This is a genomic window from Vallitalea sediminicola, from assembly GCF_054408565.1.
This window is the reverse complement of sequence record NZ_BTPT01000026.1, coordinates 20949-43402: the sequence shown is the minus strand read 5'-3', so window position 1 is coordinate 43402 and position 22454 is coordinate 20949. Positions and strand designations below refer to the sequence as shown.

Genomic DNA, 22454 nt, shown 5'->3' with positions numbered 1-22454 from the left:
TAATATAACATGTACACAATTAATATTTGAATACCGATCGTAGGTAATATTTCCCTATACTACCTATGCGACTGTTAGCCTAGATCTAACTATATTTCTCCAATTTTCTCTCAACATCTTTACGTGTAACAGTATTAAGAGCATTAATATTACAAGAAGCAGTTTTCTTGAAGTATTTTCTAGCTTCTTCAATATCATTTTTCTTTTCAAATATTAATCCCATATAATAGTTACTATCAGCCATATTAGGATTAATCTCTAATGCAGACTTTAGATATTTGATTGCTTCACCGTAATCGTTTAATTCATAATATATCTGTCCAAGATTATCAAGTGCAGGAGCATGTGTTGCATTTAACATTAAAGCTTTTTTACTATTTTCAATAGCTTTATCATAATCTTTTTTAAGTAAATACAAAAATCCTAGAGTCGTATAATCCTGAGCATATACATATGAATTAGTTGTTATGATATATTCTTTGGTTTGCTCATTATCATCTATTGATTCTTCTAGTTCTTTTGGTTCATCTTCATCTGTGTCTGTTGCTTTTTCAAAGTCTTTGAATACTTTTTCATACATATTGATGGCTTCATCAATATTACCAAGCTTCCAATGACATATGGCAATATTACATTTTATAATTTTATCTGCAAGAAACTGAGGTTTAAGGCTAAGGGACTTATTAAAAATTTCAATAGCTCCATTGATGTTGTCTTTTTTAAGTAGAACCAATCCATATGAAGTTATGATACTAATATTATTGGTATGTAGTTTATATGCTAACCTATAATATTTATATGCTTTTTCATCATTTTTAAACGCCGCTTGAACTAATATTCCTATAAAACCTATTGTAGTACCTAAGAAGAGAAGAATTGTTAAAAGTATAAAACCAGCATAAAAGAGTAATAATGTACTTAATGGCATATGTTTTATAACTATAACAAAGATGTAACAAACTATAAAATAAACTATTGCAACTAATTTCCATTTTTTTCCTAAAAATTCCATGCTTTTTCATCTCCTATACATAGCTATTTATAAATGATACTACATTAATATAAGGTTTTCAACATTAATAATATTTATTTATAAAAATTACCATGTAAATGTCAATAAATATAAACGAAAACATAATTATAAATTAAACAGTTTTTAATTAAAAATTAATATATATATATTACAATTATTATTATCATATAAAATAACCTCAAAAATTATCAAAAAGTTAAGTTTTAACTTATAAAAACTATATCTATGATAATAAATCAATCCAATAGTAGCACAAAAATAATAAAGTTGCATTATGTAAGTTTTTTTTGTAAAATATAATAAGGTAGAATCATAATAGCTAGCATAAATATATTAACATAAGATTATGATAGAACATATCAAACTCTTTACTAAAAGGAGGAAGTAAGATATGCCAGAACCATATTTAATTTGGCTTGGAGTATTAATTATATGTATAGTACTTGAAGCTGCTACACTTGGATTAACAACAATTTGGTTTGCATTCGGAGCTTTGGCTTCACTACTAGTATCTTTATTTGGTGCAGGAATTATTATTCAAGTATTAATTTTCATCATTGTTTCCATATGCCTATTGTATTTTACAAGACCAATAGCATTGAAAGTACTTAAGATTGGTCATGTAAAAACTAATTATGAATCAATAATAGGTAAAGAGGGAATAGTTATAGAAGATATTGACAATCTTTCTGCAAAAGGTCAAGTAAAAGTTGACGGACAAATATGGAGTTGCCGTTCTTTTTACGGTAGTTCAATAGAAAAAGGTATGAAAGTAAAAGTTAACGAAGTAAAAGGTGTTAAATTAATTGTTGAGAAAGTCAAATAAAAATTTGTATAATTTATGAGGAGGAATTCAGTATGGAATATGTAGGAATTGGAATTATTGCTATTATAGTTATTCTAATTATAACTAGTATCAAGGTGGTACCACAGGCACATTCTTATGTAATTGAAAGACTTGGTGCATTCCAAACGGCATGGTCAGTGGGATTACATATTAAAATACCACTAATTGATAAAGTAGCAAGAAAAGTATCATTAAAAGAACAAGTTTTGGACTTTCCACCACAACCAGTTATTACAAAAGATAATGTTACTATGAGAATAGATACAGTTGTATATTACCAGATAACTGACCCGAAAGCTTATGCATATGGTATAGTCAATCCATTATCAGCAATTGAAAACTTGACAGCAACAACACTTAGAAATATAATTGGTGATTTGGAACTTGATGAAACATTAACATCTAGAGAACTTATCAATACAAAAATGAGAAGTATTCTTGATGAAGCAACAGATCCTTGGGGAATAAAAGTTAATCGTGTTGAACTTAAGAACATCATACCACCTGCTGAGATTCAAGATGCAATGGAGCGTCAGATGAAAGCGGAAAGAGGTAGAAGAGAAGCTATCCTTCGTGCAGAAGGTGAGAAGAAATCAGCTGTCTTAGTAGCAGAAGGTAGAAAAGAATCAGCAATACTTGATGCGGAAGCGCAAAAAGCAGCAGCAATCCTTCGTGCAGAAGCTACAAAAGAAGCAGCCATAAAAGAAGCAGAAGGTGAAGCACAAGCTATCTTAACAGTTCAGACAGCTACAGCAGAAGGTATTATCAAGATTAATGAATCACATCCTTCAAGAGAAGTAATATCAATAAAAAGCCTAGAAGCATTTGCTAAGGCAGCTGATGGAAAAGCAACTAAGATAATTATTCCATCAGAGATTCAAGGATTAGCTGGTTTAGCTAAATCCGTTGTAGAAATTGCAAAAGATGATAAAGTTGACTAAGATATATACTATTTAACTTAGTAGATACATTTAAATTATGTCAAAATTTTAATATAAGTTAAATAATATAATGGGCTAGCTTATTAAGAGGATAATTTTATGGTTAGCCCATATAAAATGTATAATTTTAGTGTGTCAAATAAGGGAGAAATATTGAATGAAAGAATTGAAAAAAATATCGTATAAAGATTTTATTATGTTAGCTATATTATTAACAAAAATAACTTGTTTTTATTTGTTAATAGGATTCAACAAATCTAGTATTATTATAGGGAGTATAACATTTTTATTTTTTGTAGTAATTTTTATTTCATATTTATTTAGTAATAGTAAACATTGCAATAGATCATTTTTAATTGTATACTCTTTACTTACATTATTGATGTTTGCAGATTGTTTATATTACAGCTATTTTAATCAATTACCATCAGTTAATCAGGTGGCACAGATGAATAATTTAATTGTAGTAGATGAAAGCATCAAATTTACTACACCACCAATAAGTATTCTATTATTTCTTGATATACCTATATACTATATCTATTTTAAAAAGAAAAGAGAACAAATAACAGGTAATGATGCTATAAAGTTCAAACCATATAAGAAAGTTCTTACATCACTATTATTAGGCTTGATGTTATTAATGTCATGGAATCCAATGAATGCAGATGCTATAAAAGCAGTTAGTAATACGGAATTCTTAACATATCATATAAATGATATATACACTAAAGTATTTGGCTATAAAGATAATCAAGTTAAGTCAAATGAAACTGTTGACAAAGTTCTTAACGAATTAGAAGAAAATAGATCATTAGATAATAAATATATTGGAATTGCAAAAGACAAGAACTTAATCGTTATTCAAGTTGAATCATTACAGGATTTCCCAATCAATGCTTATTATGAAGGTCAGGAGCTGACACCTAATCTTAATAAACTAATTAAAGGAGATTCATTATACTTTGAAAACTACTACCAGAATATTGGAAGAGGAAATACATCGGATGCAGAATTTTCAACACAAAATTCGATCTATCCAGTAATTGATGGAGAATGTTATAGATTATATCAGGATAACACATTTTATGGTCTACCATGGATTATGAGAGATCAGGGATATAGTACTAAGGTATTTCATGGTTACGAAGCAAGCTTTTGGAATAGAGAAGCTGCATATCCTAACCAAGGATTTGAAGATTATATAAGTCTTGAAGATATGGAACTTGATGAGAAGATTGGCTTTGGTCTATCTGATGTTAGTATGTTTGAACAAGCGGCAGAACATATTGAAAAAATGGAAAAACCATTCTATTCTTTCTTGATAACATTATCATGTCACCATCCATATTTACTACCTGAAAAATATAATACCATTCAGTTGAATGAATATGATGAAGGAACAGTATTTGGTAACTATTTACAAGGCGTACATTACTCAGATATGGCTATTGGAAAATTCTTAGATACATTAAAAGAAAAAGGATTGTATGATGATACAATCATAGCTATATACGGTGACCATCATGGACTTAATTGCAAGGACGCAAGTAACTACGAATGTATGACTAGATATCTAGGCAAGGAATACGACTATAATGAAATGCTTAATATTCCTTTGATTATTAACATACCGGGTTCAGGTGTTAATGAAACTATCTCTACAGTAGGAGGGCAAGTTGATTTCTTACCAACTATAGCTAATCTATTAGGCGTAAAGATAAAGAATGAATATATACTAGGACAAGACATTGTTAATGCCAAAAAAGGGTACGTTGCTTCTGTGACATATATGTTAAGAGGATCTTTTATAGCAGATGATGTTATATTTGAAATGTCAAGAGAAGCACTATTTAGTACCAGCAAAGCAAAAGATTTAATGACTAATGATGAAATTAAGGATAATACAAGTTTAGAGACTTACTATAATAAAGCATTACAATTATTGGATACATCTAAGTACATACTTGAGAATAATCTAATAAAAAGATGATAATAATTCATAGCACAAACTTATATGCATCTAAATTATAAGAAAAAAGTAGTTCTAATTACTAAACTGACTTTTAGCTTGAATTAATTTAGGGGGATAATTATGAAGAAAACAATAGTAATAGTATCAGCATCTACAGGTTATGGACATAATCAAGTAGCTGGTGCATTAAAATTAGAATTTGAAGAAAAAGGATATGAGGCTATAATTGTTGAGCCATTAAAAGAAGTAAGTAAATCATTAGATATATTGGTATCAGATGGTTATAAGATACTTGCAACTTTAATGCCCAAGATGTATGGAACCATATACAAGATCAGTAACAATGAGACTATGAATAAACCTGTTGCTAAGATATTCATAAAAGCATTGAGAGATAAAATAGAAGAAATAGTTGATTTTGAAAATGCGAGGATGATAATAAGTACGCACCCTTTATTGGTAGATGTAATCTCTTCACTAAAAGGTGATGGTATTATTGATATACCATTTTTATCCATAGTAACTGATTTTCTTCCGCATCAAAGCTATATAAGTGATAATGTAGATGCTTATCTCGTAGGTAGCAGTTATACTAAAAATGGTATAGTAGCTAGAGGAATATCTCCAGATAAAGTTTATAGCTACGGTATACCTATTAAGAGGATTTTTAGAGAAGATGTTATAACTGAGAAAAAAGAAGACATATTTACCATCTTATTAATGGGTGGAAGTATGGGAGTAAGCTCTATTAAGAAGGCACTGAAAAATCTGCTTAATATCGAGGATAAGCTTAAGATAATTGTTGTCTGTGGTAATAACGATACTCTAAAAAACTCAATAGATGAAAAATATAGTGAGTATATTCCTAATAAGTATATAGAGATACTTGGATTTACTGATAAGATACCTGAACTTATGGAGTTATCAGATGTAATTATAACTAAGCCAGGTGGTCTTACAGTAACAGAGGCTCTTACTAAGAATATACCTATGATTATACCTTATTTCATTCCAGGTCAAGAAGAAGAAAATGCAGAGGTTCTTGTTAATGCTGGAGCAGCGATAAAAGTAGATAGTGTTAAAGAATTAGACGAAGTCGTAGGAGTTTTGATGAATGACCCTAGTAAAATAAAATGGTTAAAACAAAATATGAAAGAAATGTCCAAGGATCATTCAATAGATAAAACCATTAATCTATGTCTAGAATTAATGGAAGAATATAAACCCTTTACGGAGATAATAAAAGATGCAAACTAAGTGTGATATTCTGATTCTTACTGCTAATTTTGGAAGTGGACATAAATCTGTTTCAAATGCAATCAAAAGTTATATAAATGATGTAGATAGGGATGTAAATATTCAAATTGTTGATATGTACCAGATTATTAGACCAAACCTTTATAAGTATATTTATAAAGGTTTTGGGCTGCTAATCAAGTATGGTACCCCTATATATAACTTGGATTATTATAAAAAGAATAATAACGATAACTTTGGTAAGTTGCACTCTTGCTATAAATCTAGTTCAAAAAGATTAGCTAGGTATTTGGAAGATGTGCAACCTTCCATTGTTATATCTACTTTTCCTACATGTTCTGCATATATAACCAAATACAAAAATGATGAAAACGTTAGTATACCATTGATAACATGTATAACTGACATTGTAAAAGGTTCAGAATGGCTACATGAAGGAAATGATATGTATTTGGTTGCTACAGATAGTGTAAAAAAGAGTTTAGTTGATAGAGGAATAAGAGAAGACTCAGTAATAACAACAGGTATTCCTATTCGCCAAGAATTTTTAGAAGATAAAAACATACAGAATCTAAAAAAAGAATATAAAATATTACAAGATGATTTTGTTGTACTAATGATGGGTGGAGGCTTAGGTCTTATACCAAAAGAAGTTTCTTTTTATAATTGGATTGCTTCTAATAAGCAAATAAAACTATATATCATTACTGGAAATAACACAGATCTATACAACCAAATAAGTAAGTATAATGAATATGACAATATTAATATTCTGAAATATACTAATAAAGTGGCTGATATAATGGCTGTAACTGATCTGTTAATAACAAAACCGGGAGGGATTACTTTGTTTGAATCAATAGCAAGTAATTTGCCATTTATTATATATAAACCAGTTTTGGGACAAGAACTAGAAAATTGCCGTTATATAGAAGAAAAAGAACTAGGATATGTTGTTTACAATGATAAGGAATTAATAGATAAAATAAGTTTAGTCATGAATAATGAAAATATTAGATATAAAATGCTTAGAAGTATAGAAAAAGAAAAAAAGAATATTGATATGCAGTCATTGACAAATAATATTATGGCTGTTTATAATAAGCATTTACTAAGGTAAGGTGATTTTACTATGATAGCATTATATATTTTCCCAGCATTATTACTTGTATTCATATTTTATATGGTTATACCTAATTACATTGCAAGAAATAGATCAAAAGAAGTAATAAAAACTATTAGTGAAGGTACTAAAAAAACTATAGCTTTGACGTTTGATGATGGTCCTGATCCACTATATACAAATAGGTTACTCGATATACTTAAAAAGTACAATGTAAAAGCAACATTTTTTTTAGTGGCAGATAAAGCAGAACAAAATAAAGAGATAGTAGAGCGAATGACAGAAGAAAACCATGGAATAGGTATGCATACATTGTATCATAAATCTGCATGGTTAAGTTTACCTCATGAAACAATAAATGAATTTAAAAAAGGCTTAGCAATATTTGATGGGCTAGGACTTGATATTACATATTATAGACCACCATGGGGAACATTTAATGCACTAACTCTAAAAAATGCCATAAAGAATAATCTTAAAATAATTCTATGGACTGTAGAGGCTTATGATTGGAGAAAAAACAATTCATCATCCAATATAGAAAAAATTCTACTTGATAGAATCAAGGATAAGGATATCATTGTTTTACATGATAGTGGAGGTGCCAAGGGTGCTCCAAATAATACACTTGGTGCATTAGAATCTACCATACCGAAGTTGTTAGATTCAGGATTTGATTTCATTACAATTGATGAAATGATTAAAGGTTAAGTTGGTTATAATAATCTGTATAGGAGAAAACGATGAAAAAATTATTAAAAAAGTTTTTTACTTTCATGAATAAAAGATATATAAAAACCCATAATTTGATTTTTATACCTGGTTCAGAATATGACTACGTCTATATGGATGTTCTAAAACATAAAGGGAAAGAAGTAAGATTATCTGATGGTACGGTTATCAATAAAGGAGATACAGTAGCCGAGATACACATTAATAACGATACAATTAAAGAGGTTCCTGTTACAAAGGTCATAAGAGTATTTCAAGCTGAAGTAGTGGCAATGGCAAAACTACTTAAGAATAATGAAGAATATAAAGATATAAAAGCAGTATTTGGAAGAACTGTTTTGTATCCTTTAACTAAAAGATTAGGTTTTGAAGTATTTGAAATGAAAAATGGTTACATGAAGAAATTTTTAAAAGTATGGGATAATTTGATTAAAGTTGTATTTTCTTCAACTGAAAAGGATAAAGTCAAATTTAGAGAACCAAGAGAAGTATGGATGTCTAAAGAGGCTATTATTAAGAATTTGGGAGAAAAATAATTATGAAGAAAAAGATAATAGGAATTATTATAGTAGTAGTATTTACTGTAATAACGCTATATCTACTAGCCAATAGTAAAGAAATAGCTGAGTTTCCTGAACTAATAAAAAGATTAGACATGAAATTTTTGTATATAGCAATAGGATTAATGTTATTATATCTAGTAATTAATTCGACAATAATATATATAATAGGTAAAGAAATAAGTAAAGAGATGACATTTTTGAAATCAGTATATCTATCATTTGTGGGACAATACTATAGTCTAATTACTCCTTTTGCAGCGGGTGGACAACCTGCGCAAATAATAGCGATGAAGACGAGATATAATATCCCTATTTCTGTAGGTACAACGATTACGGTTAAAAAGTTCTTGATATTTCAAGTTGTAGTTTCTCTTTATGCAATTAGTATGTTTTTTACTAAGATCCATTTTATAATGAATAAATATAGCGGTATCATAGTCTTTATAGTCATCGGTCTTAGTGTTAATCTTATTGGTGGAGTACTAATTATTTTACTATCTTATTCTAAGACGGTAGTTGTTAAGATACTTGATGTTATAATAATAATTGCTAATAAATTTCATCTAGGAAAGCGTATCAAGAGAGATTTAATAATTGAACATATAGACGATTACGTAAAGAACATTGAAGAGATAAAGAATAATAAGAAAACCATGCTATCATTAATTGTCATGACTTTCATACAATTGACTATTTATTTTTCTATAACTTATTTTGTATATTTATCATTAGGATCAACAGGTGCTAATTATATTGATATATTAGGTATACAAACTATTGTGTATGTAGTAGTCAGTTTTATACCTACACCAGGAGGCGCTGGTGCATCAGAAGGAAGTTTTTACTTGTTGTTCAAAGTATTCTTCTCAAGAGATGTACTATTATATGCTATGGCACTCTGGAGAATCATTACCTACTACGGAAATATGATTTTTAGTGGATTAGTATTGCTGTTAGTAAGAATCTTCGGATACTTCAAGAAGAAAAAGAAATATGCTTAGAGGGTGAATGAATGGATCTAAGATTAGACATAAACAAGGAATACGGAGTTGTTCTAGAAGGTGGGGGAGCCAAGGGTGCTTATCAAATAGGTGTCTTAAGAGCATTAAAAGAATTAGATATTAATATAAAAGCGGTGGTAGGAACATCTGTAGGAGCTCTCAATGGTGTTTTCATTGCTCAAGATAACCTAGACAAAGCAGTTGAACTTTGGCAGAATATTAAATACTCACATGTCATTGACGTTGAAGATGATATATTAGAAAGAATAACTAGACTAGATTTCAAAGAGCTAGATTTCAAGAGAATTTTTAATAAAGTCATGCAAGTTATAATGGATAGAGGCGTGGATGTAACTCCTTTAAAACAAATGATTGCAGAAGCGGTTGATGAAGAAAAAGTAAGAAATTCAGATATAGAATTTGGTTTAGTCACCATATCTTTATCTGATAGAAAGCCTTTGGAACTATTTATTGAGGATATTGAAGAAGGAAAACTAAATGATTTCTTATTAGCTAGTTCTTATTTACCTGTTTTCAAAAGTGAAAAACTAAATGGTACAAGATATCTAGATGGAGGATTTTATAATAATTCGCCTATGAGTATGCTGATAGATAGAGGCTATAAGAATTTAATCGTCATTAAAATAAAAGGTATAGGATTTGATAAAAAGTCAGACCTTAGAGATATTAATGTGTTTGAAATAGCCCCGTCCGAGAATCTAGGTGGTATACTAGAATTTGATACTAACAAATCGAATTATAATCTTAATCTAGGTTATTATGATGCTATTAGAAGGATTAAAGGATTAAGAGGAAGACATTACTATATTGATACAGACAAAGAAGAAGAATATTTTATTAGTACACTTATACAAATAGATAATGAGAATAAAGCTAAATACTGTAGCGCTAGTAATCTTAAGAATAAATCGGTGAATCGTGCAATTCTAGAAGATGCAATTCCTAGATTAGCAAAAAAATTAGGTATTAGAGATAGTTGGGATTACGGAGATTTTTTTATTGAATTACTGGAGTATTTTGGTAAGAAATTAAAGGTTGAAAGATTTAGAGTATATACTTTTGAACAATTCTTTACATTAATCAAAAATAGATTGAGGAGAACTAGATTAGAGATTGAAGAGGATGAAAAAATGTTTAAAAACTTATTAGAGGAGTTGGTTCTTATTTCATAAGTCCAACTCCTCTTAAATGATTTCAATGAATTTATAAACTATAAAAGGATCAAATTGTTTACCTGCACATCGTTTTAACTCTTGTATAGCATCTTCTTTGGAGATTGCTTCTTTATATGGTTTATCAATAATCATTGCTGTATAACTTTCCACAATAGAGAATATACGGCATTCCAACGGTATGTTATCGCCCTTAATGTTAAGGGGATATCCCTCGCCATTCCACCATTCATGATGCTTCAATATTAAATCAGCAATATGAAAAAGGTTAGGTATGGACAACGAAATTTTATATCCGACTTCACTATGTCTCTTGATGATGTTAAGTTCTTCTGTTGTTAAAGGTTCGGTTTTATATAAAATATTATTTGGGATGCTTACTTGACCTAGATCATGGAAGTTAACAAATAATTTTAGATTATCGATGTTATGTTCGGGATAATTTACAGCTTTAGCTAGTTTAACAACATGATCTAGTAAAAACTGTTTGGTATCTTCATTTTTATATTCTTTGCTGGATAATGATTTTATCAGACCTTGAACAATATTATTTCTGTTTTTTATACCCTGTAATAATTTTTCGTGATACATATTGTTGTCTGCTGCAATAAATATGGTTTCCATATCTGTATCTACAGTTTCTTTTAGACTGTATCCAATCGAAAAGCTAAGAGGCAGTTTTGGATTAGATAAATTATATTTGTCTAATCGTTCAAGGAGTGTTGCTTTATATTTCTCAAGTAAAGATTTACTACAATTTGGAAAGAAAATAGCAAACTCATCGCCGCCGATTCTACAGGCTTCTTCATAGCTACTGAGAGGGAATTTGATAATATTAGCGGATTCTTTTATTATAGTATCACCGAATGAATGACCAAGGGTATCATTAACCAGTTTTAGACTGTTAAGGTCGCATATGACCAATCCCATTGGCAAAAATGCAGGGTCATTATAATATTCTAATTTATTTTCAAAATAGGCTCTATTAAAGAGACCTGTAAGCGGATCATAAATGTTTAGATACTCCAATTTATTTTCTATAGAAATTTTTTCGGAGATATCTCTAGCAAGACACATAACATGTTCATCAATGTCTGGATAAATTCTAATTATAAAATAATAATTTTTTTCATGAAGTAAAATATTTGATTTGAAAGAACTAGGGTTTTTAGTGGATAAAACTTTATCTAAAGTTGTTTTTATCTGTTGTGCAGTATCAATAGGAAGTACCTCGAAAATATTTTTAGTAATTATTTTATGAGGATTAATGTCAATGTCTTTGGTTAATCCGCAGTTAAAATACGTGATATCACCTTTTTTATTGAGCCGCATTAATACATCAGGAGTATTATTAACAAGTATATCGTATTTAAGTTTCGAAATTTCTAATTGTTGTTTGAGATTTTTTTCAGTGGTTATATTTTTTAGAGTTACCATTAAATAAGTATTATTAGAAAGAGTATTAAAAGTAATATTGTATGTAGAGATTTTGTTATTAGAATATGTGAATTTATAATCATAATCATCAATTTTTTTAATAGTTGTAATATTTTTATGTTGAAATAATAACGAGATATCTTTGATATTATAATCTTCTTTATGTAAGTTAAGTGCTCGTTTGGCTTCATTGTTCATAAACAGTATATAATTGGAACTGTTCATAATCATTACTCCATAATCTATTTGCTGAATCATTTCTATTAACATAGTATTGTCAAAAAAACTATCATCAGGTTTCTTAAAGGTGTTGTCGGTATTTAATTTTTGGACGTGAGATAATATAAAAGATATAAATTCATTTATATTTTCGGTATTCATAATAAAGTCCCCTTAAGATATATATTATAGATAAAATGTTTTTTAACCCATAAAAAACATTATAAATCCATTATAGCATATAATAAAGAAAAATAAATATAAATTACAGAACTTGTAAAGCAAAATAATATGTTATAATGAATAACAAATAATGTGCTATTGCAATAAAATATAATATATAAGATGAATTAAATAATTGCTATGGAGCCAGCAATTATTGGATTCTATTTAACTTATAAAATAAAGAAAGTATATTGAACTTATTGAAATGGGTGTATAGATGTTTAAGTTCAATATATATAGATATTTGGTTTAACAATTGGAGATAATATCTATAATGAAGTTATTTAACATTTTAATATCATAAGATATAATTAGTAAATATATATTTTGAAAGGGATGTAAGTAGTATGGTAGAAAATACATTTGATAATCCTTTATATTTTGAAAATAGAGAACTAAGTTGGTTAGAATTTAATCAAAGAGTACTCGATGAAGCTAAAAATTCAGATAATCCATTATTTGAGAGATTGAAATTCATGTCTATAGTCGGTTCTAATTTAGATGAATTCATTATGGTAAGAGTGGCTTCGCTAAAGGAGCAATTAAATGTTGGACTCAATAAACCTGATATTGCAGGTCTCACACAAAAACACCAGTTAAAAAAGATTTCTGCGAGAACTCACAGGTTGGTTGATGAACAGTACAGTCATTACAAAAGATCGATAGTTCCTCTTCTAAAAACGAAAGGTATAAATCTTATACATACAAAAGATTTAAACGAAAAGCAGAAGAATTATTTAGAAGAATATTTTACAGAGGTGATTTATCCTGTACTTACACCTTTGGCAGTTGATTCAAGCAGACCATTTCCATTGATACTTAATAAAAGTTTGAATTTGGCTATTCTTATAAAGCGAAATGGAGAAGAAGTATTTGCAACCGTTCAGGTACCAGCTATGTTATCAAGGTTCATAGAAATACCTAATAATGGTGATAAACATACTGATTTCATACTCTTAGAAGATGTAATGAAATTATTTATGCAACGTTTATTTGTAGGTTTCAAGGTAATATGCACTTACCCATATAGAATCACTAGAGATGCAGATCTTACAATAGATGAAGAGGATACGCAAGATTTATTGATAGAAATTGAAAAATCTGTTAAGAAGAGAAAATGGGGAGAAGCTATAAGATTAGAAGTAGCTTATGACATGGATGAAAGACTAGTGAATATTCTAAAAGAATCTCTCTCAATCAATAACAAAGATATATACTATATTAACGGTCCACTGGATCTAACATTTTTAATGAAATTATATGATTTGAAGGGATTTGACCATCTGAAATATGATAATTATAATCCTAGTACTCCTATGGATTTATTAGGAGAAGAGAATATATTTGAAGTAATAAGAAAAAGGGATGTATTTCTTCATCATCCTTATGAATCTTTTACATCGGTAGTAAAATTGATTAAAAAGGCAGCAAGAGATGAAAAGGTATTGGCGATAAAGCAAACCCTTTATAGAGTAAGTGGAGAATCTCCAATAATTAAAGCATTAGCTGAAGCGGCTGAATCCGGTAAGCAAGTAACTGTGTTAGTTGAGCTAAAAGCTAGATTTGATGAAGAAAATAATATACAGTGGGCAAGAAGATTAGAAAAATCAGGTTGCCATGTTATATATGGTCTAGTTGGATTGAAGACTCATTGTAAAATTACTCTCATCGTTAGAATGGAAGAAGATGGAATAAGAAGATATGTGCATCTTGGTACAGGTAACTATAATGATATAACAGCAAAATTGTATACCGATATGGGAATATTGACTTGTAATGAAAAGATAGGCGCAGATACATCTGCGGTGTTCAATACATTATCAGGATACTCAGAACCACCAAAGCTCAATAAATTAACAATGGCACCAACTGGACTTAGAAAAAAATTCATGATGCTTATTGAAAGAGAAGAAAGTAATGCCATATTAGGTAAAAAAGCTAAAATTATCGTTAAGATGAATTCTATATGTGACCCTGGTATCATGAAAGCTCTATACAAAGCTTCATCTGCTGGAGTAGAGATTGAACTCATAGTCAGGGGGATCTGTGGAATAATTCCTAATATAGAAGGAGTAAGTGATAATATTACTGTTAGAAGTATAGTTGGAAGATATCTGGAGCATAGCAGGATATTTTATTTCTATAATAATAAAAATGAGGAAATCTATCTATCTAGTGCAGATTGGATGCCTAGGAATCTTAATAGAAGAGTGGAATTGATGTTTCCTATAGAAGATCAAAGAATTAAACAAAGAATCATAGATATTCTAAAGGTCATTTTAAAAGATAATTTGAAAGCTAAGACCAAGAATAGAGATGGAGAATATATTAAAATCAATAAAAAAGGGAAGAAGATTATTAACTCACAGGAATACTTTGCTGGATTTGCCCAGAATACTATGAAGGAATACACTGTGGAGAAGGAGCATGATATATTTATTCCTATAATGAAGAATCATAAGTCATAGATTGCTAGGATATGTATGATTTAAAGATATAAGTGTAGTTGTTGAGGGACAACGGCAGTGAGAGAAGAACATATATATGTTTCTTTGTGTGTTCTGCCACTTTTGGGGTGTGTGAAAAAAGTAGTTAGTTAATATAATTGAATAAAGAACTATATGTATGGAAAATATAGGTAATAAAAAAGGACGTTACGTCCTTTTTTATATTTCGGAGATTTCGAATATTTTTCTTCCTGATAGTAGAAGCAGGAATGATATAGTGAGGTTATAGGCTACCATGATGATGTAATTGAAGAATGCGCCAGAGGATGATCCTCCAAAGACGAGATATTCAACTAGAGAACCGCCAACTATACCAGGTATTATAATAACTAGTATGATTAGCATTTTCATGATTAGTCTAAATACTTTACTATGTGCTGAACCGAATAATCTTCTGGCTAGAACATCATTGTAGACGAATAATGCTCCAAAAGAAGTATAGGTTATGGCACATAATAGTATAGTGATTATATCAGATTTAAACATAAATCCTGATATAGCAAATAATATAAGTCCATCAACAAAATTTTTAAGATGATTTGCTAATGTTCCATAGAATATTTTTTCAATGGAATCAGCTGGTATCAAGTATATGTAATGTGCTTTCATTTCTTCTATCCATTTTCCTTGCATAGAAAAGATAAGTAACATATATATACTAAAATACAGAACGGTTTTTATACTTGAATGCTCCATAAAAAATCTGGAGGCAATACCAAAAGCAACAATTCCAAAGGTTTCCTTACCAATGAAAAACATACCATTTTTTCTATACTCCATCATATGTTTGTAAAAAATTGCTTTTGCTCCACCAGAACCGAAGTTGCTTTTAATTTTTTTGACTTTGTCAGCTTTGATTTCTTTAACTGATGTACCGGATTTCTTAGCAGCTAGTAGCTTTTCTTTTCTTAGAGTAGCTCCAAGAACATCTTCATAATAATCAGAATTAAGATTATAGAGTAACAACATAAGTAAAACCATAGTTATTACAATGAATACAAGGTTCATATAGAATGTACTATCTAGTTCTTTGGCTGAATAAGATAAAACTACTTTGAACCAACCTACTACTGGGATTGAACTGAAGATTTTACTTTCAAATACATTATTAGCAGCAGTCAACATATCTTTTACATTGATTAAAGTTATTGTGAACCAGGAAATAAAAGCAATATAAATGCCGTTAATTATTCGTTTCGCTAGTACTCTATAACTGTTCTTTTTAGAAGTAATAGAATAGAGTATAAGTGATATCAATGACATACAAAAGAATAAAATCACAACAGATAAAATTAATATTATGATACCTACATTAGATATAGGATAATAATTTTTTAGATTGGGTATTTGGAATACTAAAAAAAATATTATCAACAAGGTTGTAAGCATTTCCTTTATAAATCCGTATATCAAAACCTTTTTTCTGGATATTGGAGAGGTAAATACAAAATTCACATCTGATTGCCTGAAAAAACTATTTCCTTTTTCTATACCTTGATTAAGTTGGAAATATGTTATTATCAAAACACATGCAGTAGAAATCAGTTCAAAAGAGATTTTTGGGCTCTTTGAAACATTCTGAGCAGGCATGATAAAACTTATAACAAAAAATCCACCTATAAAAATTATCAAAAATAAATAGAAAATTAAATATGAAGGTTTTTTAATGATTTCTTTGACTCTATTAACAAAACTTCTTTTCATGATATAAAATAATGGTTTCATATATTATGCCTCCGTAACATCAAAGAATATTTCTTCAAGAGTTTCATTATTAGCAGCTATCTCTTTTCGTGTTCTTGATAACACGATTTGACCATCTTTCATGATTAATGCTTTATCCCATACTTCATCTATACTATCAATGATATGTGTACTGATTAGTATACTACGATTCATTTTTTTTAGTTTCATAAAAGTTTCTTTTAATTCTTTTATGGCTTTTGGGTCAAGTCCAATCATAGGTTCATCGAATAAGATGACTTTTGGGTCTAACAATAAGGAACAGCAGATACTAACTTTTTGCTTCATTCCTTTTGATAAATTTGCTCCCAACTTATCTTTTTTATCCCATAAATCAAAAGTCGTTAGTAACTCTTTCGCTTTTTCTTCATAATTTTTTAAGTTATAGGCAGCAGCTATAAATTTGATATGCTCGTTAATGGTTAACATATCATATACGGCAGGGGCTTCTGGTACGTATCCAAAAACTCTCTTGGCTTCTACGGTTTTATTGTTCATATTATTGATTGTGATATCTCCTTTATATCTAAGAAGACCTGCAATAGATTTAATAGTTGTACTTTTACCAGCACCATTAGGTCCTAATAATACTGCTATTTCACCATCGTTGACACTAAAACTTATGTCATCTACTGCTTTGACTTTATCAAATTGTTTAGTTAAATTTTTTACTTCTAACATTATTATTCACCTCTTATTGTATTTTTTTGTTATACCATTGTCAGTACGACTAGTAGAACTCCACTACATAAAATTATATCCCCAAATCTATACATTAATTCAACTTCTCAGAAAAATTAGATATAAAGCTAAGTATTTTACAACTGTATATATGGGATATAAACAGAATACACACTTATGTCCGAAAAGTCAAGTTAAAAAAAATAAAAAAAGCTTGACTTATTATGAACATGTTCATATAATAGTGATGAGTATAAGATGAACGAGTTCATAAAAATGAAATTGTTATACGAGAAAGGACAGACCGAATATGGAACATATAGATGATAGAAGTAAATTTTTAGGGCAGGAGAAAGTATCAAAAGTAATCACAAAATTAGCTATACCAGCAATAATTGGTATGCTGGTGAATGCGGTATATAATTTTGTGGATACAATGTTTGTCAGTTGGATTGGGACTAATGCAATGTCTGCCGCTCAAGTTGGATTTCCAGTATTTATGGTATTAGTGGCATTTGGACAGTTATTTGGTATTGGAGGTTCTTCATATACTTCAAGGCTATTGGGAGAAAATAATAAAAAAGAAGCAAGTAAAACTGTAACAGTCGTTTATATAACAACTGTCATCACAGCAGTTATTCTAGGGGTATGTGGTCTAATATTTTTGGATCCTCTAGTTAAAATGTTTGGAGCAAATAGTGACAATATAAGTTATACATTAGCTTACACATCAATTTTATTTATTGGAGCACCTTTTATACTTGGTAACATGGCACTTAACAATCTATTAAGAGCTGAAGGTAGTTCAATTATTTCAATGTTTGGACTTATGCTAGGAGCAATACTTAATATTATATTAGACCCTATATTTATATTTGTATTTGACATGGGAATTGCGGGAGCAGCTCTAGCAACAATTATCGCTCAAGCTATTACAACTATATTTTTACTCAGTTACTATATCAGGAAAAAAAGCTTGATACCAATGAAGTTAAGCATGTTTAAACCATCTAAGAAAATATACAATCAAATATTAACAATTGGTTTACCTACATTAATAAGACAATTACTTGCTAGTTTTTCTATAGGTTTACTGAATAAAGCAGCTACAGGATATGGTACAGAAGCAGTAGCTGCTATAGGAATAGTTTCAAAAGTATTTATGTTAGGCTTCTATGGGTTACTAGGATACACACAAGGATTCTTACCTGTAGCAGGATTTAACTATGGAGCTAAAAAATATCAAAGAGTATTGGATTCAACAAAAGTAAGTACGAAAGTAAGTACTATATATTGTATAATTGTTTTCGCTTTTTTTATGATTTTTGCTGAACCTATTGTTATGATTTTCAGACCAGAGGCAGAAGTAGCAAGCATTGCGATTAAAGGATTAAGGATATGGTCAATCTCATTGCCTTTATTAGGGTATTCAATGGTTATTAATATGTTATTTCAAGCTATCGGTAAAGCTAAAGAGGCAGCCATATTATCTATTTCAAGACAGGGAATCATGTTAATACCACTAATTCTCATCTTACCTTCAGTATTTAATTTGAATGGAGTTTTACTTGCACAACCTATTGCTGATGTACTTACCTTTATTTTGACAGGAATTCTTGGTATAATTGTTAATAAAGGAATATATCAATTACGAGATGGAAGTAATGGGCTTCCTAATGCAGCTTAAAGGGGATGGAAGTAGTGCCAAAAATAATTAAGGATCTAAGAGAAAATATAATAAAGACTGCAATTACAATTTTTGATGAGCAAGGGTTTGATGCTATAGATATAAGGAAAATTGCAAAGGAGTGTAATGTTGCAGTAGGGACGCTATATAATTATTTTCCTAACAAGAAAGAAGTTATGTATGAAGTTTTTAATGAACTCTGGTATGAGTCTATGAGTAAATTGAATGAGTTAATTGATTCATCTGAGGGAAATGAGGATTTATTTGTTGAGTATGTATTGAGTTTATATAAGGAAATGAAAAAGAAAAAAGGAATAGGTCTGTATTTATTAAGGATGGAGATAATTGAGTCCAAGGATGACAAGGTGGAAGAGGGGAATTTTCTCGCTCATTCTAAATTTCATAAGAGGCATGCGGATCAAATAGAAAAAATGTTGATAAAAAGCTATGGGCTTAGTGATGCTGGGGATGATAATAAGGAGTTTGATAATCTGATAAATACTGTGGCTAGTTTGATTATAACTAATAAAGGTGCGGATGTTGATTATGTAATGTTTATTAGAGATATGGTTAGTAGTTATGTAAGGGATTATAGGGATAGGTTGTGTAAATAGGTTGGAGGATACCTTGTTGTTTTTAGTAAAAAAAATATTAAAACTTACCTATTGGCTATCAGTAAAATTAGTTTAATATATGTCAAAAAGCTTAATTTAATGATATTGTTCTATGGCACAGTTACTACTTTACTTCTAAGTATACATTAAATATCAGAAATATATCTTTTACTAGTCTGATGAGTTATTTACTTAATGCATCAATTATTTTATGATAAATACTTGACTTTTTGTTGTAACAAATATACAATATTATTGTGCTAACAAAAAGTGAGGTGAAATAATGGCATTAAAGAAAATGGGTCGTCCGCTTTCTGATAATCCGAAGAATATAAGACTACAGTTAAGAGTTGATAAGGAAACTATGGATATGCTTGATGAATGTGCCAAAGAGCTTAATAGTAACCGCTCTGATGTAGTTCGTAAGGGTATAAAGAAAGTTGCTGATGACCTCAAGGGAATATAGCATTAGATAAAAAACTTCATATAAATTTAGATAAGCTAGACCGACTGCAATAATGTAGTTGGTTTTTTATATTTCTAATATTTTATTGGTAAATATTTGACTTTTTGTCATGGCGTAAAGTGAGGTGAAACAATGTCGTCAAAAAAGATGGGTCGTCCACCTTCTGATAACCCGAAGAACATAAAATTACAAATAAGAGTGGATAAGGAAACTATGGATATGCTTGATAAATGTGCCAAAGAGCTTAATAGTAACCGCTCTGATGTAGTTCGTAAGGGTATTAAGAAAGTTGCTGATGATCTCAAGGCAAAATAAAAGAAGCAGTGCCAAAATCTCTGAACAAGAACACTGCTTCTAACTTGCCTCCACAACAATAGAGGTAAATATATTATACATCTGTTTGTTGTAGAATTCAATTTAATCTTAAGATATTTGTAAATATTAAGGAGGCATATATGGAATCAATAATAGAACAACTATTTAATGGAGAAATTGATTCATTTGAGAATTTCTGTCGAACAGATGAATACATAAACGCTACTTCAGAAGTTATTAAAGTAGAAGGTGAATTTCTAGAACTAATAAACCAAGAGCAAAGAGAAGTTTATGAAAGATTACTAGATATAAAATCTGAACGTTCTGTAATTGAATCTAAAATTCATTTTGTGTATGGTTTTAAGATAGGATTCAAGTTAGCTTTTGAATTATATGGTGAAAGAGAAATAAAAGATTTATAAGCTATGATTTAACTACAAGCTTTGGAAAAACAACATTGACAATATGCTATATATAGCATATTATACCACCAAGAGAAATTCAAAAGGCGATAAGATATAAGATGGAGTTTGAAAGGAGGCATAGCAATGACTGATTTTAACGATTACTTAGATGAATGTATGAAAGATCCTGAATTTAAGAAAGAATACGATGATTTAGCAGTAGAATATGAAATAAAACAAGCTATGATAGATGCAAGAAAAGAAAAAAAGCTCACACAGAAAGACCTATCAAGACTGACAGGAATACAACAAAGTCACATAAGTAGGTTGGAAAATGCTAATTATAATCCAAGTATTGCTTTTTTAAAAAGAATTGCTGATGCATTAGATAAAAAACTTCATATAGAATTTAGATAAACTAATCCGACTGCAATAATGTAGTCGGTTTTTTTTAATACTTGACAAAATGAACTAATATTAATAGAATAATAATTAATAAATATGAATAATTATACATAAAGGAGAGATAGCTATGGCAGTTAATTTGAAGGGTAGAAGTCTATTGACTTTGAAAGATTTTACTAAAAATGAAATTGAATATTTATTAAACTTAGCAGGAGATTTAAAGCAAAAGAAGAGAATGGGTATTATTGGAGAAGGTATGAAGGGAAAAAATATAGCATTAATATTTGAGAAGCCTTCTACAAGAACAAGATGTGCTTTTACGGTGGCTTGTATAGATGAAGGAGGACATCCTGAGTATCTAGGAAAGAATGATATACAGTTGGGTTATAAAGAATCGGTTGAGGATACTGCGAGAGTGTTAGGAAGATTATTTGATGGAATAGAATTCAGGGGATTCTCACAAGACCATGTGGAAAAATTAGCTAAGTATAGCGGGGTTCCTGTATGGAATGGACTAACAGATGAATATCATCCAACTCAGATATTAGCTGATATGTTGACAATCAAAGAGAAATTTGGAAAACTAGAAGGACTTAATTTTGTCTATGTAGGTGATGGACGTAACAATATGGCTAACAGTCTAATGATTGGATGCAGTAAGATGGGAATGAATTTCACATTAATCGCTCCTAGGCAGTTATGGCCTATAGACCAGTTAGTCGATGAATGTAAAGCTTTTGCAAAGGAATCAGGAAGTATAATAAATATATCAGACGATACTGAGGAAGTAGCACAAGCTGATATCATATATACAGATGTATGGTGCTCAATGGGGGAAGAGACCAAAGCAGCCGAGAGAATTCAGTTATTACACCCATATCAAGTAAATAAAGAGCTACTAACTAAAACCAATAAAAACGACACAATATGCATGCATTGCCTACCAGCAGTCAAAGGCAACGAAATAACAGAGGAAATTTTTGAACAGTACTCACAGGTAATATTCGACGAAGCTGAAAATAGAATGCACACCATAAAAGCTGTTATGGTAGGAACAATATAGGTATTGATGGGACAGATGATGAA

21 protein-coding genes are annotated in these 22454 nt (G+C 29.7%); 17 read left to right on the top strand and 4 right to left on the bottom strand.

The genetic code is table 11. The features are described 5' to 3' along the window. Nucleotides 1-85: 85 nt before the first annotated feature. Nucleotides 86-1012, bottom strand: a complete 927-nt coding sequence (locus tag ACX6CF_RS11580; protein WP_458785491.1) for a tetratricopeptide repeat protein — start codon at nucleotides 1010-1012, stop codon at nucleotides 86-88. 412 nt (nucleotides 1013-1424) lie between these two features. Between ACX6CF_RS11580 and ACX6CF_RS11575 the strand changes: the two genes are divergently transcribed. The 9 genes from ACX6CF_RS11575 to ACX6CF_RS11535 all read left to right on the top strand — a co-directional run bounded on the left by ACX6CF_RS11575 (nucleotide 1425) and on the right by ACX6CF_RS11535 (nucleotide 10665). Then, nucleotides 1425-1859, top strand: a complete 435-nt coding sequence (locus ACX6CF_RS11575) for an NfeD family protein (protein WP_458785490.1) — start codon at nucleotides 1425-1427, stop codon at nucleotides 1857-1859. 32 nt (nucleotides 1860-1891) lie between these two features. Continuing rightward, nucleotides 1892-2821, top strand: coding sequence for an SPFH domain-containing protein (locus tag ACX6CF_RS11570; RefSeq protein ID WP_458785489.1), 930 nt, complete (start codon nucleotides 1892-1894; stop codon nucleotides 2819-2821). A gap of 157 nt (nucleotides 2822-2978) precedes the next feature. Continuing rightward, complete coding sequence (locus ACX6CF_RS11565) at nucleotides 2979-4814, top strand: LTA synthase family protein (RefSeq protein WP_458785488.1); 1836 nt, start codon at nucleotides 2979-2981, stop codon at nucleotides 4812-4814. Between the two features lie 102 nt (nucleotides 4815-4916). Beyond that, entirely contained in the window at nucleotides 4917-6053 is a 1137-nt protein-coding gene (locus ACX6CF_RS11560; protein WP_458785487.1) for an MGDG synthase family glycosyltransferase, read from the top strand. Continuing rightward, nucleotides 6043-7173, top strand: a complete 1131-nt coding sequence (locus tag ACX6CF_RS11555) for an MGDG synthase family glycosyltransferase (RefSeq protein WP_458785486.1) — start codon at nucleotides 6043-6045, stop codon at nucleotides 7171-7173. The genes ACX6CF_RS11560 and ACX6CF_RS11555 overlap by 11 nt, the downstream gene beginning before the upstream one ends. Before the next feature lie 12 nt (nucleotides 7174-7185). Further along, nucleotides 7186-7887 carry a polysaccharide deacetylase family protein gene (locus tag ACX6CF_RS11550; protein ID WP_458785485.1) on the top strand — a complete coding sequence of 234 codons (702 nt, stop codon included), beginning with the start codon at nucleotides 7186-7188 and terminating at the stop codon, nucleotides 7885-7887. A gap of 32 nt (nucleotides 7888-7919) precedes the next feature. Further along, a complete protein-coding gene (locus ACX6CF_RS11545) occupies nucleotides 7920-8444 on the top strand; it encodes a YkoP family protein (protein WP_458785484.1) in 525 nt (174 codons plus the stop codon). Nucleotides 8445-8446: 2 nt separating this feature from the next. Beyond that, the gene (locus ACX6CF_RS11540; protein ID WP_458785483.1) at nucleotides 8447-9472 is read left to right on the top strand and encodes a lysylphosphatidylglycerol synthase transmembrane domain-containing protein; all 1026 of its coding nucleotides are present in this window, start codon (nucleotides 8447-8449) and stop codon (nucleotides 9470-9472) included. 11 nt (nucleotides 9473-9483) lie between these two features. Further along, on the top strand, nucleotides 9484-10665 hold the full coding sequence (locus ACX6CF_RS11535) for a patatin-like phospholipase family protein (RefSeq protein WP_458785482.1): 1182 nt from the start codon (nucleotides 9484-9486) through the stop codon (nucleotides 10663-10665). A 12-nt stretch (nucleotides 10666-10677) separates the two neighbouring features. On the opposite strand, the gene ACX6CF_RS11530 is transcribed toward ACX6CF_RS11535, so the two are convergent. Continuing rightward, nucleotides 10678-12483, bottom strand: coding sequence for a sensor domain-containing diguanylate cyclase/phosphohydrolase (locus ACX6CF_RS11530; RefSeq protein WP_458785481.1), 1806 nt, complete (start codon nucleotides 12481-12483; stop codon nucleotides 10678-10680). Nucleotides 12484-12893: 410 nt separating this feature from the next. Between ACX6CF_RS11530 and ACX6CF_RS11525 the strand changes: the two genes are divergently transcribed. Beyond that, the gene (locus ACX6CF_RS11525) at nucleotides 12894-15014 is read left to right on the top strand and encodes an RNA degradosome polyphosphate kinase (protein ID WP_458785480.1); all 2121 of its coding nucleotides are present in this window, start codon (nucleotides 12894-12896) and stop codon (nucleotides 15012-15014) included. Nucleotides 15015-15212: 198 nt separating this feature from the next. Here the strand turns inward: ACX6CF_RS11525 and ACX6CF_RS11520 are convergent, their stop codons facing one another. After that, nucleotides 15213-16778 carry a putative ABC exporter domain-containing protein gene (locus tag ACX6CF_RS11520; protein ID WP_458785479.1) on the bottom strand — a complete coding sequence of 522 codons (1566 nt, stop codon included), beginning with the start codon at nucleotides 16776-16778 and terminating at the stop codon, nucleotides 15213-15215. Between the two features lie 3 nt (nucleotides 16779-16781). Continuing rightward, nucleotides 16782-17477, bottom strand: coding sequence for an ABC transporter ATP-binding protein (locus ACX6CF_RS11515; protein ID WP_458785478.1), 696 nt, complete (start codon nucleotides 17475-17477; stop codon nucleotides 16782-16784). A gap of 310 nt (nucleotides 17478-17787) precedes the next feature. Between ACX6CF_RS11515 and ACX6CF_RS11510 the strand changes: the two genes are divergently transcribed. The 7 genes from ACX6CF_RS11510 to argF all read left to right on the top strand — a co-directional run bounded on the left by ACX6CF_RS11510 (nucleotide 17788) and on the right by argF (nucleotide 22431). Continuing rightward, the gene (locus tag ACX6CF_RS11510) at nucleotides 17788-19164 is read left to right on the top strand and encodes an MATE family efflux transporter (RefSeq protein WP_458785477.1); all 1377 of its coding nucleotides are present in this window, start codon (nucleotides 17788-17790) and stop codon (nucleotides 19162-19164) included. Between the two features lie 14 nt (nucleotides 19165-19178). Next, entirely contained in the window at nucleotides 19179-19778 is a 600-nt protein-coding gene (locus tag ACX6CF_RS11505) for a TetR/AcrR family transcriptional regulator (protein WP_458785476.1), read from the top strand. 283 nt (nucleotides 19779-20061) lie between these two features. Then, complete coding sequence (locus ACX6CF_RS11500) at nucleotides 20062-20244, top strand: ribbon-helix-helix protein, CopG family (RefSeq protein ID WP_458785475.1); 183 nt, start codon at nucleotides 20062-20064, stop codon at nucleotides 20242-20244. Between the two features lie 132 nt (nucleotides 20245-20376). Next, complete coding sequence (locus tag ACX6CF_RS11495; RefSeq protein ID WP_458785474.1) at nucleotides 20377-20559, top strand: ribbon-helix-helix protein, CopG family; 183 nt, start codon at nucleotides 20377-20379, stop codon at nucleotides 20557-20559. A 140-nt stretch (nucleotides 20560-20699) separates the two neighbouring features. After that, nucleotides 20700-20981: a DUF6809 family protein gene (locus tag ACX6CF_RS11490; RefSeq protein ID WP_458785473.1), complete on the top strand. Its 282-nt coding sequence runs from the start codon at nucleotides 20700-20702 to the stop codon at nucleotides 20979-20981. Between the two features lie 126 nt (nucleotides 20982-21107). Further along, the gene (locus ACX6CF_RS11485; RefSeq protein ID WP_458785472.1) at nucleotides 21108-21380 is read left to right on the top strand and encodes a helix-turn-helix domain-containing protein; all 273 of its coding nucleotides are present in this window, start codon (nucleotides 21108-21110) and stop codon (nucleotides 21378-21380) included. 115 nt (nucleotides 21381-21495) lie between these two features. Continuing rightward, nucleotides 21496-22431 carry an ornithine carbamoyltransferase gene (gene argF, locus ACX6CF_RS11480; protein WP_458785471.1) on the top strand — a complete coding sequence of 312 codons (936 nt, stop codon included), beginning with the start codon at nucleotides 21496-21498 and terminating at the stop codon, nucleotides 22429-22431. The last annotated feature ends 23 nt before the right edge of the window (nucleotides 22432-22454 follow it).